The organism is Nocardia sp. NPDC004604 (assembly GCF_040609795.1).
Taxonomy (GTDB): domain Bacteria; phylum Actinomycetota; class Actinomycetes; order Mycobacteriales; family Mycobacteriaceae; genus Nocardia.
This window is the reverse complement of sequence record NZ_JBEXLC010000055.1, coordinates 39205-53991: the sequence shown is the minus strand read 5'-3', so window position 1 is coordinate 53991 and position 14787 is coordinate 39205. Positions and strand designations below refer to the sequence as shown.

Annotated in this window: 18 protein-coding genes and 1 pseudogene; 11 read left to right on the top strand and 8 right to left on the bottom strand. The window is 64.3% G+C overall.

The features are described 5' to 3' along the window. Positions 1–15 precede the first annotated feature (15 nt). Both ABZW16_RS20970 and ABZW16_RS20965 read left to right on the top strand, forming a co-directional pair. Positions 16–147 carry a DUF397 domain-containing protein gene (locus tag ABZW16_RS20970; protein WP_354957613.1) on the top strand — a complete coding sequence of 44 codons (132 nt, stop codon included), beginning with the start codon at positions 16–18 and terminating at the stop codon, positions 145–147. Beyond that, positions 144–350, top strand: coding sequence for a DUF397 domain-containing protein (locus tag ABZW16_RS20965; protein WP_354957608.1), 207 nt, complete (start codon positions 144–146; stop codon positions 348–350). The genes ABZW16_RS20970 and ABZW16_RS20965 overlap by 4 nt, the downstream gene beginning before the upstream one ends. A 131-nt stretch (positions 351–481) precedes the next feature. Here the strand turns inward: ABZW16_RS20965 and ABZW16_RS20960 are convergent, their stop codons facing one another. From ABZW16_RS20960 to ABZW16_RS20950, 3 genes are read right to left on the bottom strand one after another with little or no spacing between them, the layout of a single operon-like run. Next, entirely contained in the window at positions 482–1327 is an 846-nt protein-coding gene (locus ABZW16_RS20960) for a helix-turn-helix transcriptional regulator (RefSeq protein ID WP_354957607.1), read from the bottom strand. Further along, a complete protein-coding gene (locus tag ABZW16_RS20955) occupies positions 1324–1851 on the bottom strand; it encodes a DUF6879 family protein (RefSeq protein WP_354957606.1) in 528 nt (175 codons plus the stop codon). Before ABZW16_RS20955 ends, ABZW16_RS20960 begins: the two co-directional genes overlap by 4 nt. Further along, positions 1823–2161 carry a hypothetical protein gene (locus ABZW16_RS20950; RefSeq protein ID WP_354957605.1) on the bottom strand — a complete coding sequence of 113 codons (339 nt, stop codon included), beginning with the start codon at positions 2159–2161 and terminating at the stop codon, positions 1823–1825. The genes ABZW16_RS20955 and ABZW16_RS20950 overlap by 29 nt, the downstream gene beginning before the upstream one ends. Positions 2162–2378: 217 nt before the next feature. Here ABZW16_RS20950 and ABZW16_RS20945 point away from each other — a divergent pair, with 217 nt between their 5' ends. The 5 genes from ABZW16_RS20945 to ABZW16_RS20925 all read left to right on the top strand — a co-directional run bounded on the left by ABZW16_RS20945 (position 2379) and on the right by ABZW16_RS20925 (position 5104). After that, on the top strand, positions 2379–2669 hold the full coding sequence (locus tag ABZW16_RS20945; protein ID WP_354957604.1) for a hypothetical protein: 291 nt from the start codon (positions 2379–2381) through the stop codon (positions 2667–2669). Continuing rightward, positions 2666–3040 (top strand): hypothetical protein, encoded by a 375-nt coding sequence (locus ABZW16_RS20940; protein ID WP_354957603.1) that lies wholly within the window; start codon positions 2666–2668, stop codon positions 3038–3040. Before ABZW16_RS20945 ends, ABZW16_RS20940 begins: the two co-directional genes overlap by 4 nt. Positions 3041–3259: 219 nt before the next feature. Further along, the gene (locus tag ABZW16_RS20935) at positions 3260–3610 is read left to right on the top strand and encodes a hypothetical protein (protein ID WP_354957602.1); all 351 of its coding nucleotides are present in this window, start codon (positions 3260–3262) and stop codon (positions 3608–3610) included. Between the two features lie 16 nt (positions 3611–3626). Further along, entirely contained in the window at positions 3627–3968 is a 342-nt protein-coding gene (locus ABZW16_RS20930; RefSeq protein WP_354957601.1) for a Clp protease N-terminal domain-containing protein, read from the top strand. Positions 3969–4426: 458 nt separating this feature from the next. Further along, complete coding sequence (locus ABZW16_RS20925) at positions 4427–5104, top strand: DUF4389 domain-containing protein (RefSeq protein ID WP_354957600.1); 678 nt, start codon at positions 4427–4429, stop codon at positions 5102–5104. 37 nt (positions 5105–5141) lie between these two features. Here the strand turns inward: ABZW16_RS20925 and ABZW16_RS20920 are convergent, their stop codons facing one another. The 3 genes from ABZW16_RS20920 to ABZW16_RS20910 are packed head-to-tail and all read right to left on the bottom strand — an operon-like array spanning position 5142 to position 7778. After that, entirely contained in the window at positions 5142–6131 is a 990-nt protein-coding gene (locus tag ABZW16_RS20920) for an ATP-binding cassette domain-containing protein (protein WP_354957599.1), read from the bottom strand. A 2-nt stretch (positions 6132–6133) separates the two neighbouring features. After that, the gene (locus ABZW16_RS20915) at positions 6134–6967 is read right to left on the bottom strand and encodes an ABC-2 family transporter protein (RefSeq protein ID WP_354957598.1); all 834 of its coding nucleotides are present in this window, start codon (positions 6965–6967) and stop codon (positions 6134–6136) included. After that, positions 6960–7778: an ABC-2 family transporter protein gene (locus tag ABZW16_RS20910; protein ID WP_354957597.1), complete on the bottom strand. Its 819-nt coding sequence runs from the start codon at positions 7776–7778 to the stop codon at positions 6960–6962. Before ABZW16_RS20910 ends, ABZW16_RS20915 begins: the two co-directional genes overlap by 8 nt. A gap of 203 nt (positions 7779–7981) precedes the next feature. On the opposite strand from ABZW16_RS20910, the gene ectB reads away from it, so the two are divergent. The 3 genes and pseudogenes from ectB to ABZW16_RS20895 all read left to right on the top strand — a co-directional run bounded on the left by ectB (position 7982) and on the right by ABZW16_RS20895 (position 10462). Further along, positions 7982–9238 carry a diaminobutyrate--2-oxoglutarate transaminase gene (gene ectB, locus ABZW16_RS20905; protein ID WP_354957596.1) on the top strand — a complete coding sequence of 419 codons (1257 nt, stop codon included), beginning with the start codon at positions 7982–7984 and terminating at the stop codon, positions 9236–9238. A gap of 297 nt (positions 9239–9535) precedes the next feature. Next, a pseudogene (locus tag ABZW16_RS20900) lies at positions 9536–9642 on the top strand (DUF4383 domain-containing protein); the annotation flags it as partial. 211 nt (positions 9643–9853) lie between these two features. Next, the gene (locus tag ABZW16_RS20895; protein WP_354957595.1) at positions 9854–10462 is read left to right on the top strand and encodes a hypothetical protein; all 609 of its coding nucleotides are present in this window, start codon (positions 9854–9856) and stop codon (positions 10460–10462) included. An 11-nt stretch (positions 10463–10473) separates the two neighbouring features. On the opposite strand, the gene ABZW16_RS20890 is transcribed toward ABZW16_RS20895, so the two are convergent. Together ABZW16_RS20890 and ABZW16_RS20885 are read right to left on the bottom strand one after the other, a co-directional pair. Beyond that, on the bottom strand, positions 10474–11319 hold the full coding sequence (locus tag ABZW16_RS20890; RefSeq protein ID WP_354957594.1) for an alpha/beta hydrolase: 846 nt from the start codon (positions 11317–11319) through the stop codon (positions 10474–10476). Between the two features lie 23 nt (positions 11320–11342). After that, positions 11343–12935, bottom strand: a complete 1593-nt coding sequence (locus tag ABZW16_RS20885; RefSeq protein ID WP_354957593.1) for a bifunctional 3-(3-hydroxy-phenyl)propionate/3-hydroxycinnamic acid hydroxylase — start codon at positions 12933–12935, stop codon at positions 11343–11345. 378 nt (positions 12936–13313) lie between these two features. On the opposite strand from ABZW16_RS20885, the gene ABZW16_RS20880 reads away from it, so the two are divergent. Then, on the top strand, positions 13314–14426 hold the full coding sequence (locus ABZW16_RS20880) for a VOC family protein (RefSeq protein ID WP_354957592.1): 1113 nt from the start codon (positions 13314–13316) through the stop codon (positions 14424–14426). Positions 14427–14787 lie beyond the last annotated feature (361 nt).

The window sequence follows — 14787 nt, the reverse complement described above, 5'->3', positions numbered from 1 at the left end:
GGCAGCAAGGACTGTGTGGAAGTTGCCTTCCTCGGTGACGGTCAGGTTGGCGTGCGGGACTCCAAAAACCCGACCGGCCCGGCTCTCGTGTTCACGCCGAGCGAGTGGGATGCGTTCATTGCCGGTGCGAAGGGGCATGTCGAGTGATTGCTGATTTGTTGAATGCGGATTGGTTCAAGAGCACTCGCAGCGGGGCCAGCAAGGACTGTGTGGAAGTTGCCTTCCTCGATGACGGCCAGATCGGCGTGCGCGACTCGAAGAACCCCACGGGCCCCGCGCTCGTCTTCACACCCGTTGAATGGGATGCCTTCACTGCTGGCATAGCCGACGGAGAGTCCAAGCGTCCGTAAGGGTTTCGCCCCGAAGACCCACGCGGCCCCCAGCATCAAAGCTGGGGGCCGCTTTGTGTCCGCGGACCTCCCAGGCCGATGCACGCTCGAGTCAGACGTTGCGCTCCAGCGCGGCCGTGATGAGTGCCGCGCTACTGAGACGCCGTTCGTCTGCGATCGACTGCGGCCAGGATCAACGCGCGGGCAATGTCACCGGTGACGGACAATTCGGCGAGCATGTCGAACGTTCGCCCATACGTCGCGACTTCGCGTGGCTGGGTGACGGTCAGCTCGGCCGTGATGGTTTCCACGGTGGTCACGCGGTCGTCGAACATCACGAAATTGGTTGTCTGCTGCGGAATCTCAGCGGTGGCCGGGACGATGCCGAGGGTGACACGCGGGAGCCCGGCGGCGACGAGCAGGCGGTCCAGCTGGCCGAGCATCACCGAATCGTTGCCGACGGTGGTCAGTAGCGCCTGCTCGGCTAACAGGACGTGAAACCGGCGGTCGCCGTGGTAGAGGAATCGCTGACGCTCCATGCGCTTGGCGATGCCTGTGTCGATATCGTTCGGGAGTCGGTGCCGCATGATAGATCGCTCGAGGATCGCTCGCGCGTACTCGGGAGTCTGCAAAATTCCTGGGATCAGGACGTTCTGATAGATACGCGTCAGCTGGGTCCGCTCGGCCAGCTTGACCAGTTCATCTTGGCCGCGCCCGGTCCCGGTGCTGAGCAGACGCCGCATTTCCATGTAGGCGGCGTCGATGTTGTGCAGGGTGGCGAGCAGGTCCGCGAGTTCATCCTCGGCACCAGCATGGGCGCAGTAGGCGCGGACGTCGGCGTCAGAGGCACGCAGCTTGCCGTATTCGAGTTTGGATATCTTCGATTCGTGCCAGTCTGCCAGCGCGGCGAGCTGACGCCCGGAAAGCCCTGCCCTACGCCGAATCTCGCGCAAGCGTTGGCCGAGGGCCTCCCGAGCATCTCGAGCGGCGTTCGTCACCGGGTATCGACCGAGTTGAGGTAGTCGGCGTACGGCGTTGCCAGCGCCCATAACCGATCTCGTACACCGCGGCACCGGTCGACGATCTCCAGGTCGGAAGTAACCGCCATTCCTGCGGGCCGCCCGTCCCGGTCGACCAGATTGAACGCGACGAGCTCATCGTCGAACAGCCACCAGTCATCCGGCGGAACGTTCCCGGCATGGTGCCGCGGGACATACCGGATGTCTTCGCCGGCGGCGACGTTGCTCACCGTGATCGACAGCAACCACCGTTGATAGTCGGAGTGCGGGACGGTCACGACACGCACCCTACGCACTGTGACACCGCGCCCGACCGTCTCCCGCATGAATTGCGCCCACGGCCGTTGGCCGTAATCGGTCGGGTCGGGCTCGCCCGCGAGGAACCGTCTCAGGCCTTCCGATTCCGACGCCACCGCATAGGTATCGCGCACCTCGAGGTGGAATGCCTCGTGCCGACACTTGCGGAACAGGTCATCAGCGGCGGGTCCGTGGACTAGCAGCACCGTAGAACGTCCTCTCTAGCTTCGGCACCTCGATCGCGGTCTCGTCGACGGCCAGTGTGAGCCGACCGAGTGTTTCGTCGTCTGTGACGGGGCGGCCTGACAGGCGGAAGGTGCCGCGGCCGGTATCGGTCATCGTCGCACCGATGAACGTATCCGGATCGGCGAATCCTGGTAGCAGGTGGGGGATTTCAATGGTGTCAGCCTGGTCGGTTCGCCACCCCTGGACAAGAAAACTGTCCTGGTCGGTGGCGTACAGAGTCGGGCAGTCACGATCTCCGGACCCGCCCTTGCCAAGGAATGTCAGCCGCATGTCGGCCCCCTTAGTTGTGAAACGCGCGGTGTTTCCGCACCTTCCGATCATCCGCCCCGTGCAAGAACTCGGTTGGCAAACCGCGAATTCTTCCAAGTTTTTGCAAACTCATGGCTCGGGTGGTGGCTGGATTCGTACCGTCCGAGGTGGGCGCTCGGGGCCGTGTCAGTCGTCACTGGCCTCGAGTTGCCTCACCATCGACGACGGAGGGTGAGAGATGGCGCTCACTGAGCCACAGGCCAAAGTGTTGGCCGCACTGGCGATTCTGAAACCCACGCAAGCACTGACAGTGCGCGAACTCTGCGGCCACGCTCGTCGCGCCGAGGCCGCCACGCGCGCAGCGGTGCAGGGGCTCGCCGATTCCGGTCTCGCCCATGGTTCCCGCACAGTCCCGGTCGGCTGGCGGATCACCGACCACGGACGGTCACTGATCAACGCACGGCCATACCGAGAATTCTTGCCGCGCAACGACGCTGCCACTGTGAGCGCGAACGGGGCAGGCCAGTGAGGCCAACACCTACCGCGATCGGTTACCTACGCAAAGACATCTCGGGTGTCTCCCAAGACTGGGACGAGATCCAGATCCGCAGCCGCGCAAAACGTCTCGGCTACGACCTCGCCAAAACCGTGACGTTCGGTGCCGAGACCGTCGACCCCGAGGGACGGCTGGTCAACGTGGTCCAAGCCCTCGATGTCGACGCGGTCATCGCGCCCACCCTCGAACACTTCGGCGGCCAAGTACCGCAACGGCTTGTGCAGCAGTGCGAGCTGAACACCGTGAACCCCGCAGCGACCTACGCGCCGCACGCTCCGATTCGGTTTGTCGAGGCAGGCGGTGCAGAACCCCCGATGCAAGCAACGACGTTCGAAGGGAGGTGACCAACAGATGATGGCGCGAGTGGAGGACCCCGGGCCCGATGGCAACAGCCACGACAACTGGAATCAAGACCCTCGCGAAGACCGAGGCGACGACGTAATTCGGCCGTGGGGGCGATAGCTGCACCGAGTCGCAAGTAGTAGCTCTCCACAACCAAGGCGGCCCGACCCTCGTGCGTGAGGGCCGGGCCGTCTTCTTGGAATCCCTGATGGAGGAAACAATTGAAGATCATCAGAGCCGCTCTCGCGGCGTGCGCAATCACCGCATCGATGTTCGGTGCGATCACCCCGCCAGCCGACGCGGCACCGACACTGGTCAACGGGCCGTGCCTGTTCGGGCACGTCGACCCCCACAACGACAACAGCGCGTGCCGCGGCAGCGACTCCGCGAAGTGGCCCGAATCCGAAGGGACTCCGGCCGGAACCCCGAAACTCAGCTGCTCGAGGCTCAACGACGGTCAGCACGTGAAGGTACGTCAACCTGATGGCAGCTGGGGCTACTTCCTGTGCCGCAAACACACCGATCTGATGGGCCCGGACTACTGGGATTGGGACGAAATCCTCGGGATGTGATGGGAAAATAAGTCACATGACGACCAGCGAAGGACTTGTTTTCACCCCGCGATACGCGGACGTGATCAGGTCAGCGGAGTCCATCGCCCGCGAACGTGGCGACGGCTACGTCGGGGTCGAGCATCTGATGCTTGCCATCCTCGCCAATGAGGACTCGGTCCCAACCCAGGAACTCCAGTCCATGGGCATCGAACCAGACCGGATCGCATCCGCCCTGACCGCGACGATGGACAGCGACAGTTTCAAGGCGGTACGCAACCGCGCCCGGTTCCTCGACGGCCGCGTGGTCGAGCATTTCCCGGACGGGCGGATCGTCACCGAGCACCCGGACGGCACGGTCACCGAGCACCACGAGTAGGTCGCCGAGGTCCTGAAACGCCGAATGCGCCTTGCTTCCGAGGACAACATTTGGGTTCACGTGGTCGTCGCAACACTCTCGATGTGAGAGGTTGCGGCGACCGTGTCGATTTCGGAGGATGTGGCCCGGTTCGGTGATCAGCTGATCGAGTTGGTCGGTGCAGGGGAGGCAGTGCGGGGAAGCTGCTGCGGCGTTGGGGATTTCGCGACAGCGGTGTCATGCGATCCTGCAGCGGAGGGCGTTGAGCTCGGCAAGCCCAGAGGGGCGAGGGGACCGCTTTGCGTCCACAGGACGTTCTGCTCCGCGCTGCGGGGAACGCGATTCATCGCGCCCACCGCGCACCTTTTCGTTGGCGTGTCGGTATCTGAACGTGGCGTGAGCGAATGTCCAGTACGGGACAATCAGGACATTCCTCACTCGTTATCGAGGCATCGAAGCACCTGGAAGGAGCATCGATCATGGAGCCCGAGAACACCGCCAAAGCCGCGAGCCCGGTCAATCCGGTACGTGTCCGAGGAGATCTCGATCCCGCGCTATCGCGGTGGATGTGGCTGGTCAAGTGGATCCTGGCCATCCCACACGCCATCATTCTGATTTTCCTGTACATCGCGTACGTGATCGTTTCGGTCATTGCATTCTTCGCGATCCTGATCACCGGGCAGTATCCGCGCGCGCTATTCGACTTCAATGTCGGAGTCATGCGTTGGGGGTGGCGGGTCGGCTTCTACGCCTACTCGGTGCTCGGCACCGATAAGTACCCGCCGTTCAGTCTGCAATCGGATCCCGACTATCCGGCGGATCTGGAGATCGACTACCCGGAGCAGCTGAGTCGTGGTCTGGTGCTGGTGAAGTGGTGGCTGCTGGCCATTCCGCACTATCTGATCCTCGGCGCGGTCTTCAGTGCCGGTGTGGGCGGCGGCGACAACGGCTGGGGCGGATTCACGCTGGCCAATGTGCTGCTGCTGGTCGCTGTGGTGGCACTGCTTTTCACCGCGGTGTATCCCAAGGGTCTGTTCGACTTCCTGCTCGGCGTGCATCGCTGGTCCATCCGGGTCGGTGCCTATGCCTCGCTGATGCGTGACGAATACCCGCCGTTCCGGCTCGACCAGGGCGCGCGTGAACCCGAAAGTGACTGAATAGCAATAGAATCGGGAGCCGGACAGCGAGTCGCGGTCACCACGCGGATTCATAGATCCGCCGGACCACATCCTCGATGTCCGGCTCTTCTATGGACAGATCGCGCACCTCCGCGCGATCGGACACGGCGGCGAGAACCTGTGCGGCCGTGGTTGCTTCGGCATCGAAGGCCAAACGCTGCCGCATCCCGTTGCCCTCGCTGGTCAGCAGTTCGGTACTCGGCAGATCGTCGAGATTGCGGGTGGGTTCGACCAGATCGACGACCAGCACCCGTCGGGCGCCCACCCGCACCGCGAGTCCGGTCAGTGAACCGTCGTACACCAGGCTGCCGCGGTCGACGACGAGCACGCGATCGCAGAGCCGTTCGATATCGCCCATATCGTGGGTGGTGAGCAGCAGCGTGGTGCCGCGCTCGGTGCGTTCGGCGCGGAGGAATTCGCGTAGTCGCTGTTTCGACAGCACATCCAGGCCTATGGTCGGCTCGTCGAGAATGACCAGTTCGGGCGAGTGCAGCAGCGCCGCGGCGACCTCGGCCCGCATGCGCTGACCCAGCGAGAGCTGGCGCACCGGGGTATCCAGCGTCTCGGCCATCTCCAACTGTTCGACCAGCTCGTAGGTGCGTTTTTGCGCGACATCGGATTCCAGCCGATGGATCGCGGCCAGGATCGAAAACGATTCGCGCAGTGGCAGATCCCACCACAGCTGGGAGCGCTGGCCGAAGACCACCCCGATGCGGGCGGCGAGTTCGCGCCGCTGGCGCACCGGGTCCAGACCACAGGTGCGCACCGTGCCCGAGGTCGGGACCAGGATGCCGGTCAGCATTTTGATCGTGGTGGATTTGCCCGCCCCGTTCGCCCCGATATAGCCCACCGCCGAGCCGCGTTCGATTCGGAACGTCATCCGGTCGACCGCGGTGAGCGTCTCGCGGCTGCGTCGCCAGCGGTGCCCGTTCTTGCGATGCAGCGTGAATTCTCTTGTCAGATTCTCGATGTCGATGATCGAGTCCGGTAGCGCGCTCTCTACCACGCTTATCCGCCCCCTCCTTGATAGTGCCGAGTACCTAGTCGCCACAAGCCCAACGCGAGCAGCCACACCCACAGCGCCGCCAACGGTGTCAACCAGGCCAGCCAGGATGGCAGCAGCGGCGGGCCGGGTAGGTGCAGGAGTGCGATGGTCGGTAGGTACGCCGTGAACGCGACCGGAATGGCGAAGCCGAACACCAGCTTCAGCGATGTCGGGAACACCGAAGCGGGTTGCATGGCGGCGAACGAACCCCCGTAGGTGAAGCTGTTGGTCAGTTCCGAACCGTCGATCAGGTAGAACTGTGCGCCCGCGGCGCAGACGAACAGGCCGCCGAAGACGGCGACACCACTTATCAGGGTGGTCGTCAAGAGTACGAAAGTCCGGGGCCCCCAATCGATATCGTTGCGAATAAGTCCCGATCCGAGCACGATGATCGCCACCGAGGCGCGCGCCAACCGGCGCAGTGAAATATCGCTGGTGATCAGCTGCAGCAGTAGTGGTTGGGGGCGTAGGTGGTAGGCGTCGAGCGTACCGAGCCGGATGAGCGTCGGTAGCGAATCGAGGTGGCCGAACAGGACTTGGGCCAGCGCGAATCCGGTATTGCTGAGGCCGAACAGCAATAGTGCGCCGTTCAGGTCGAGCCCGCCGAGCACCCGGACGTTGTGGTAGATGACCCACACCTCGGCGAACTCGACAACGCCGATCAGGAAGGCGCTGAATACCTCACTGGCGAAGGACAATCGGTAGGTGCGTTGGGCCCGTATCCGGGATCGCAACACGGCCGCGTAGGGGGTGAACCGGGTTCCGGCCGGTAGGGGCGTATACGGAGGCTCAGCCACCTTGCACCTCCAGCCTGCGACGTCCGGCCGCCAACAGCACGCGGCCGATCGCACCGACCGCGAGCACCCAGAAGACCTGTGTGGCAACGACCGTCACGGCGGTCAGTCCGGTGACCCGACCCGACAGGATGTCGATCGGCGACTGCAGGATCGACGGGAACGGGGTGGCCTGCGCGACGGTGCGCAGCCATGCCGGGAACATGTGCACCGGAACAAATAGCCCGGCCAGGAACGTGCCGCAAATCTGGTATAGCACCCGAATGCCGCGTGTCTCCACCACCCAGAATCCGATCAATCCGACGGCGAAAAGGCATAGAAACGACAACGCAACGGCCAGAACCACACTGACCAGTCCGAGTAGGTAGGGGCCCGGTGTGCCGGGCATGGCGAGCCCGAAGGTGAACACGCCGACCAGCACACTCGGCGCGCCGCGCGGCAGGATCGTGCAGGCGGCGCGGCCGAGATCGATGGTGAGATAGCTGAATTGGACATCGACCGGACGCAGGAAGTCGATCGCGATATCGCCGTTCTTGACCCGGTCCACTAATTCCAGTGGTGGACCCATGAATTGGGTCGCGCCGAGCAGGGCCTGTGACAGCCAGACGTAGGCGCCGATCGATCCCGCGTCGTAACCACCGAACCCGCCCGAGGCGCGCACCGCGGCCATCATGACCGCGGCGCGGACGAACCCGAAGATGCAGTTGGTGAAGAGTCCGGCGAACATCGCGAGTTTGTACTGGGATTGGCGCCGGAATCCGGCCCGGGCGAGATAGAGATACAACCGTGCGGTTCGGAACCAGGGCGCTGCCACGGGCAGCGATCTGTCGCTCTCCACACTGCCGCGCACAAACGGTTAACTCTACGGCGACCAGGCGGACGCGCGGTAGGTGTGCGCGCGATTTTTGGAAAAGTGCTACAAAGCCGGTGCGCCGATGTTAGAAACACAGTCACTTCAGATTTGCGCCGTCGCATCGAGTGGGCGGAGTCGCTCGCGCACGACAGGAAGGATCGTCGATGACTGTCGTCCCGATGACCGTTTTCGAGTCACTCGAGTCCAACGTGCGCGGGTACTGCCGAGCCTGGCCCGCCGTCTTCGATACCGGCAGCGGCGCCTGGCTGCGCGATGAGAACGGCAAGGACTACCTGGACTTCTTCGCGGGCGCAGGTGCACTCAACTACGGCCACAACAACCCCATCCTCAAGCGGGCGCTGATCGACTACATCGTCGGTGACGGGATCACCCACAGCCTCGACATGTCGACCGTCGCCAAGCGGGGACTGCTCGAGGCCCTGCGTGACCGGATCTTCGCGCCGCGCGGTCTGGACTTCAAGGTGCAGTTTCCCGGCCCGACCGGTGCGAATGCCGTTGAGGCCGCGCTGAAGCTGGCCCGAAAAGTCACCGGCCGCCAGACCGTTGTCAGCTTCACCAACGCCTTCCACGGCATGTCGCTGGGCGCGTTGGCGGTGACGGGCAATGCCGCCAAACGCGCCGGAGCCGGCGTGCCGCTGCCGCATGTGACGCCCATGCCCTACGACGGATTTCTCGACGAGCACGACGATCTGCGGTGGCTGCGGCGCGCGCTGGATGATTCGTCCTCTGGCCTGGACAAGCCCGCCGCGGTGATAGTGGAGACGGTGCAGGGGGAGGGCGGGGTGAATGTCGCACGCGCGCAATGGCTGCGGCAGTTGGCCGAGTTGTGCTCGGCGCGTGGCATTTTGCTGATCGTCGACGATGTGCAGATGGGTTGCGGACGGACCGGCGGGTTCTTCTCGTTCGAGCTGGCCGGTATCACGCCCGATATCGTGACGCTGTCCAAATCGATCGGCGGCTACGGATTGCCCATGGCGCTGGTGCTCTTCAAGCCCGAACTCGATCAGTGGGCGCCCGGCGAGCACAATGGCACCTTCCGCGGCAACAATGCGGCATTCGTCACCGCGCGGGTGGCGCTCGAGCACTACTGGTCCGATACCGCACTGGAGTTCGCGACGCTGGCCAAGGGCGAGCTCGTGGCGGCCGCCCTCGCCGATATCGCGGCGGCGTTCCCGGGTGTGTCGACCCGTGGGCGTGGGCTGGTGCACGGACTCGTCTTCGAGGACGCCTCACGTGCGGGCAAAGTATGTCAACTCGCCTTCGAACGCGGGCTGCTGGTCGAAACCTCGGGCTCCGCCGACGAAGTGGTAAAGCTGTTGCCGCCGTTGACCATTACCGAGGACGAGCTCAACTGTGGGCTGGCACTGCTCGCCGGTGCGGTCGAGGTCATCTGCGGATAGTCACCGGCGCGCCGGTCCGATATCGATCACCGGATGGGCGCTCGGATCCAGTCGCGGGGCGCACGCGGCGACTCCGGCCAGCAGCACGATGATCAGCGCTATCCGTATCGACAACTGATACCTCCCGAAATAGCAGCCCCGGGGGTGTCGACCCTACTGCGCGTTCAACCGTTGCCCAGCGCTGGCCATGGCGTGGCGTTTCGGCGGTCGATACTCCCGGCAGACCAGGTTGGACCTGCGGTTTTTCCCGCTCCGCCGGCTCGTTCGCCGAGCGCGGGTTGGGACCGCTCGTGAACGGGCCTGGTCACCGACCAGGGCAGCGAGCGAACTTCAGCCCGGTGGACACCGCCGACAACTGGCTGCACTTCGGTCTCGGTGCCGGCATGGTCGCGCTCGGGGCGTTGTTCGGATTTTCGGCCTTCAGGGCTACCGGGCGCCGAATCCGTCTCGATAGGTGCGAGATACCTGATGAACCCCGCATCGAGGGGAGTTCATCCAATTTCGTACTCGGTTTATCGGCTTTCAGGGGTGCATCAACTGGTGACGTAGGGGAATGCTCGTAGTAAGGGTCGCGGTTCCGCGCGGGCCGTGACTCCGCCGTAGGAGGTGATGAACGTGTCGGAGTCGCCAACGCTGCCGGTTCGCCTCTGGCGTGTGCAGCCCTGGAATCTCAGCCCACTGATGCGGATATCGGATCGCATGCAGGGGATCATGCGGATTCTGGTCGTCCTGATCGTGCTGATCGCGGTGCCGATCGCGGCGGCAGCAGGGACCGCCGCCTACGGCACGGCCTCGGCGCGGATCCGCACCGAGAATGCGTCGAAAGTCGCTGTGACTGCCACCATCACCGGCAATCCCGTGCGGGCCACGGCACCGGTCGCGGACCGAAACGGCTCGATGGTCGAGCACTACCAGGCGCAGGTGTCCTGGACCCGCGACGGAAAGTCCGCGACCGCGATAGTCGGCGTCCCCGATAACGCAAAAGCGGGTCAGCCGACCCCGGTCTGGCTCGGCCCGGACGGACTCCCGACCAGCGCCCCGCTGCGATCCAGCCTCGCCGCCGTGCACGGCATCAGTGTCGGCGCGGCCGTGCTGCTCGAAATCTGGCTCGGCGCGGCAGCCTTCCTCTGCGCCACCACCTGGGCCCTCGACCGCCAGCGCCATATCCACTGGGATCGCGAGTGGCGCCAGATCACCCACCCGACCGGCCAGGGCAGCCAATGAGCTGTCCGGACTCAGACCGTCAGGAAGGCATGGGTGACCTGGTTGAAATAGTCGGCGCGTTCCCACTGCACCCAATGCCCGGCGTTCGCGGCGAGTAGCAGATCGCAGTTGGGCATGATGTCCGCCAACATCTTTCCCCCGCTGGGGCGGTTGACCTTGTCGGCGCTGCCCCAGATCACCAGCGTCGGAGTGCCCAACTCGGCCAGCCGGCTGTCGCGGGTGAAATCCATCCGCCACAGGGTGCGCAGGCCGGACGGGCGGCGCAGTGGCGGATTCGCGATGACCTCGGGGTCGATGCTCGACTGGTAGCGGGTGTCGATGACCTCGGCGGGCACCGCACTGCCGTCGAAGACGAGGTCTTCGCGGATGAAGGTTTCCAGCTTGTCACGGGAGGGGCCGGAGCCGCCGTAGTACGCGAGGAGATGTTGCAGCCCGGTGGTCGGTAGCGCGCGGGTGGTGCCGATTCCGCCGGGGCCCATCAGGACCATGCGGTCGACACGATCGGGCGTGTCCAGTGCCAGTCGCAGTGCGCACGCGCCGCCGTAGGAGTTGCCGACCAAATGCGCCTTGCGAATGTCGAGTCGGTCGAGCAGGCCGCGAATGGAGTTGGCCAGATAGCCGAACGGGTCGTTCTGGTCGACACCCTTGCTGGACCGTCCATAGCCGGGCAGATCCGGCACGATCACCCGGAAGCTCTTCGCCAATTCGGCGATATTGCGGGAGAAGTTGGCGACCCCGGAGGCGCCGGGGCCGCCCCCGTGCAGCAGCAATACGGCCGGGCCTGCGCCGGTCTCGGCGTAGAAGATCGTTTTGCCGCCTACGTCGACGGTCTGCTCGATCATCGTCGGTGTGCTCATTTTCGCTGTCCCTTATCGGTGAATCATTCTGTTGGGCTCGATATTTCGGCTGCCACCGTGAGTCCCTTCGGCGGTGACGGCAACGTCTCGTTCGCATCGGCGGCGGCGTAGACGAACCCGTCGGGCCGCAGCGCCAGCACCGTCGCGTCGTGCTGACGCATCCAGTCGACCAGGGCGTTGTCGATATCGACGGCAGCCCCTTGCGATATCGCCGTCCCCGCTGGTTGGAGCCGCATCAGGGGCACCCCGGCGGCCGTCCACTCGGGCCAGGCGCGTGCCGGTCCGAGATGGATCAGCCGCCACCCCGCTCCGATCACATCGTCGAGTCGCTCGCGGTCGCCGACCTCGTCGAGCACCCAGGGCTGTGGTGGTAGGTGTCCCACCGCCGCGTGCTTCGACGGGGAAAGCAAACCCTTCGGATAGTGGGCCGCCGGAAACCATTTGGCGCTGCGTAGGTAATCGCCGACGAACGGAAGTCGCATGGCTGCGCGGAAGGCGATATTTCGCGCGGCGGTCACCGGTGGCCGCCGCTCGGTGATGACGCGACCGAAAAAGACTGCGGCCTTGGTCACTTCGCGGACATGTGGTTGGCGTTCCGCCTCGTAGCTGTCGAGCACGCTCTCGGGCAGCGATCCGGTGACCACCGCGGCGAGCTTCCAGCACAGATTCGCCACATCGCGGACCCCGGCGGCCATGCCCTGTCCGATCCACGGCGGCATGACATGTGCGGCATCACCGGCCAGAAAGATGCGGCCGACCCGCCACCGATCGGCGAACCGGACATGATGGCTGTAGACGACCGCACGAAGAATTTTGACTTCACTGTCGGTAATGCCCTGGGCATTGAGCAGACGCCACACGGCGGCATCGGTGACGAGTTCCTTTTCGTCTTCACCGGGCAGTACGGGGAACTCCCAGCGGTGATGACCGAGTGGGGTGGGGCAGTCCACGGCCGGTCGGGCCGGATTGCAATGGAACCGCAGCCGATCGTGGGTCGGCCATTCATTGATGACCTCGGTATCGATGACGACCCAGCGGTCCTCGTAGGTGCGCCCCTCGAAACCCACCCCGAGCAGCCCGCGGGTCGGGCTGGAGCCGCCGTCGGCGGCGATCACATAGGACGCGCGTATGCGCTCGAAGGTGTCCGCGCGCAGATCGGCGACCAGCAATTCGACGCCGTCGTCGTCTTGACGGGTGCGCATACATTCGTGCTGCAGAAGGACTTTCACATTCGGATACCGGTCCACACCGTCGCGGAGCACCTGCTCGAGCGCAGGCTGGTAAATGAACACCTGCGTGGGATGGCCATTGCCGCGCGGTGCCGGGACGAAGTTCAGAAACGAGCGTCCCGCGTCGTCGACGAACTCGAGCGGCTTATCCGCCAGCATGTCCTGCACGAGGCGTTCGGCCAGGTCGAGCCGCTGCCAGATGCGGATGACCTCCTCGTCGGTCGCGATCGCCCTGGCCCGGCTGTAGATGGACTCGTCTCGTTCGATGACGACGACCTCGAGGCCGAGTCGGCCGAGGAAGTTCGCGGCAGTCACACCGGACGGGCCGTAGCCGACGATCGCGACATCGTAGGAGCGCTGGACGGTCACGTCGAGACCTCTCGTCATTGGGGGGCTTTCGACCCGAAGGACCACATCCGGGGATTGTTCCCGTAGCGGCCACCACAGTATGATGATTTCATCAGAACGTCAATGGATCATCAGAAGCGCGGAGAGGGTCAGTAGCCGACCTGCTGAAACCTCGACATCGTCGCACGGCCTGATCTCGCGCAGGCAACATGTTTCCGCACTTTCTGACAAAATCATCAGATTCACTTGACGGAGTGCTGCCTCGCAACTGATGATTTGATCATTAGAGGCTGTGGAGGTAGCTGTGACGAGCATCGACAAAGGTGTCGGCATCGGATGGACGGTGCGGTTCGGCGGACACGAAATCTACGGTGCGGCCGGATCCGGTCCGTCGGTGCTGAGTCGGGAGACGCGGTCATGAGCGGCTTTCTGCGCCCGAATATCGACGGTTCGGTTTTCGGTGCCGTCCATCTGGGTTATGTAGTCGTGCAATCGAATCGGCTGCCCGACTGGCGGCGGTTCGCTGCCGACGCGATCGGGATGCACGTGGACGAGACCGGCGCGGACGCGCTGCGCTTCCGTCTGGACGATCGCGCCTGCCGATTCCTGGTCCAGCGCGGCCCCGCCGAGGATGTCATGGCCTTGGGCTGGCAGGTCGATGATCACGAGTCCTTCGACCGCATCGTCGCCCGGGTGGCCGATCGTGGTGTCCCGATCACCGAGGGCACATCGGCGGAGGCGGCCCTGCGCGGGGTGGAGCGACTGTGGCGCTTCGCTGGCCCGAAAGGTTTGGCGCAGGAGATCTTCACGGTTGCGGTGACCACACCGGATCCGCTGCGGATGCTCAGCTCGGGCTGGGTGACGGGGGACGCCGGAATGGGACACGTCGCGATCATTTCCCGCGAACCGGAGTCGATGCGCGGCTATTACCACACCGTTTTCGACTCCCGACTGAGCGACTACATCGACGAGAACGTCTCCGGGCTGAAGATGAAGATCCGATTCCTGCGGGTCAACGAGCGCCACCACTCGATCGCGATCGCCAACCTGCGCGGGGTGAAGATCGATCCGATTCGAACTCGGGTGCAGCACATCAATATCCAGTCCGCGACGTTGGATGACATGCTCGCATCCTTCCAGCGCGTCAAGGATCTGGGTTTCCGCATGGCGTGGTCGGTCGGGCAGCACACCAACGACCGCGAACTGTCGTACTACTGCGTGACGCCGTCCGGATTCGAGCTCGAGGTCGGCTGGAACCCGATCGTGATCGGTCCGGAACTCGAATCCACCTGGGAGCCGACGACCTATCGGGGCATCAGTATCTGGGGTCACTCAACGGTCGGCGAGACGGTGCTGGACAAGTTCGCTCAGTTCCGCCAGGCCCTGCGCACGGTGAGCACGCCGGAGATCACGGTTCCGGAACTCATCGATGGAGGCCTAACCAACCGGCCACACCGCACTCGCGGCCATGGCCGAGGCGAGCCACGGCTCTCGGACAATGGTCGAAGCGGTCGAACTCGGCTGGGATGATATGGGACCGGCTCCGCAGCGGTGGACTTCGCTCGGCATCGTGGCGCCGCTCGAGCTGCTCTTCTGGTGGGGCCCGGCTGCCCGATCGACGCCCAATTCTGCTGGTTCGGCTGATGACTCGGGTCGGCACCTGGGAGGAAGCGCACGGCGAGACCGGCGATGGCATGTTCGTGCGGCAAATACTGCTGCAGCCAATGGGTTTCGGTGGACCGGCGCCATACCGAGCCGACTGCAATTCACGCAGTGGATGGGTCCGATCGAATCCCATATCCCCGACGGATCGGTGCAGCTCACGATGTCGATTACTGCGAGATCCTCATCTGGTCAAAGGGAAACACTCCCTTCCCGCTCTCAACTTATA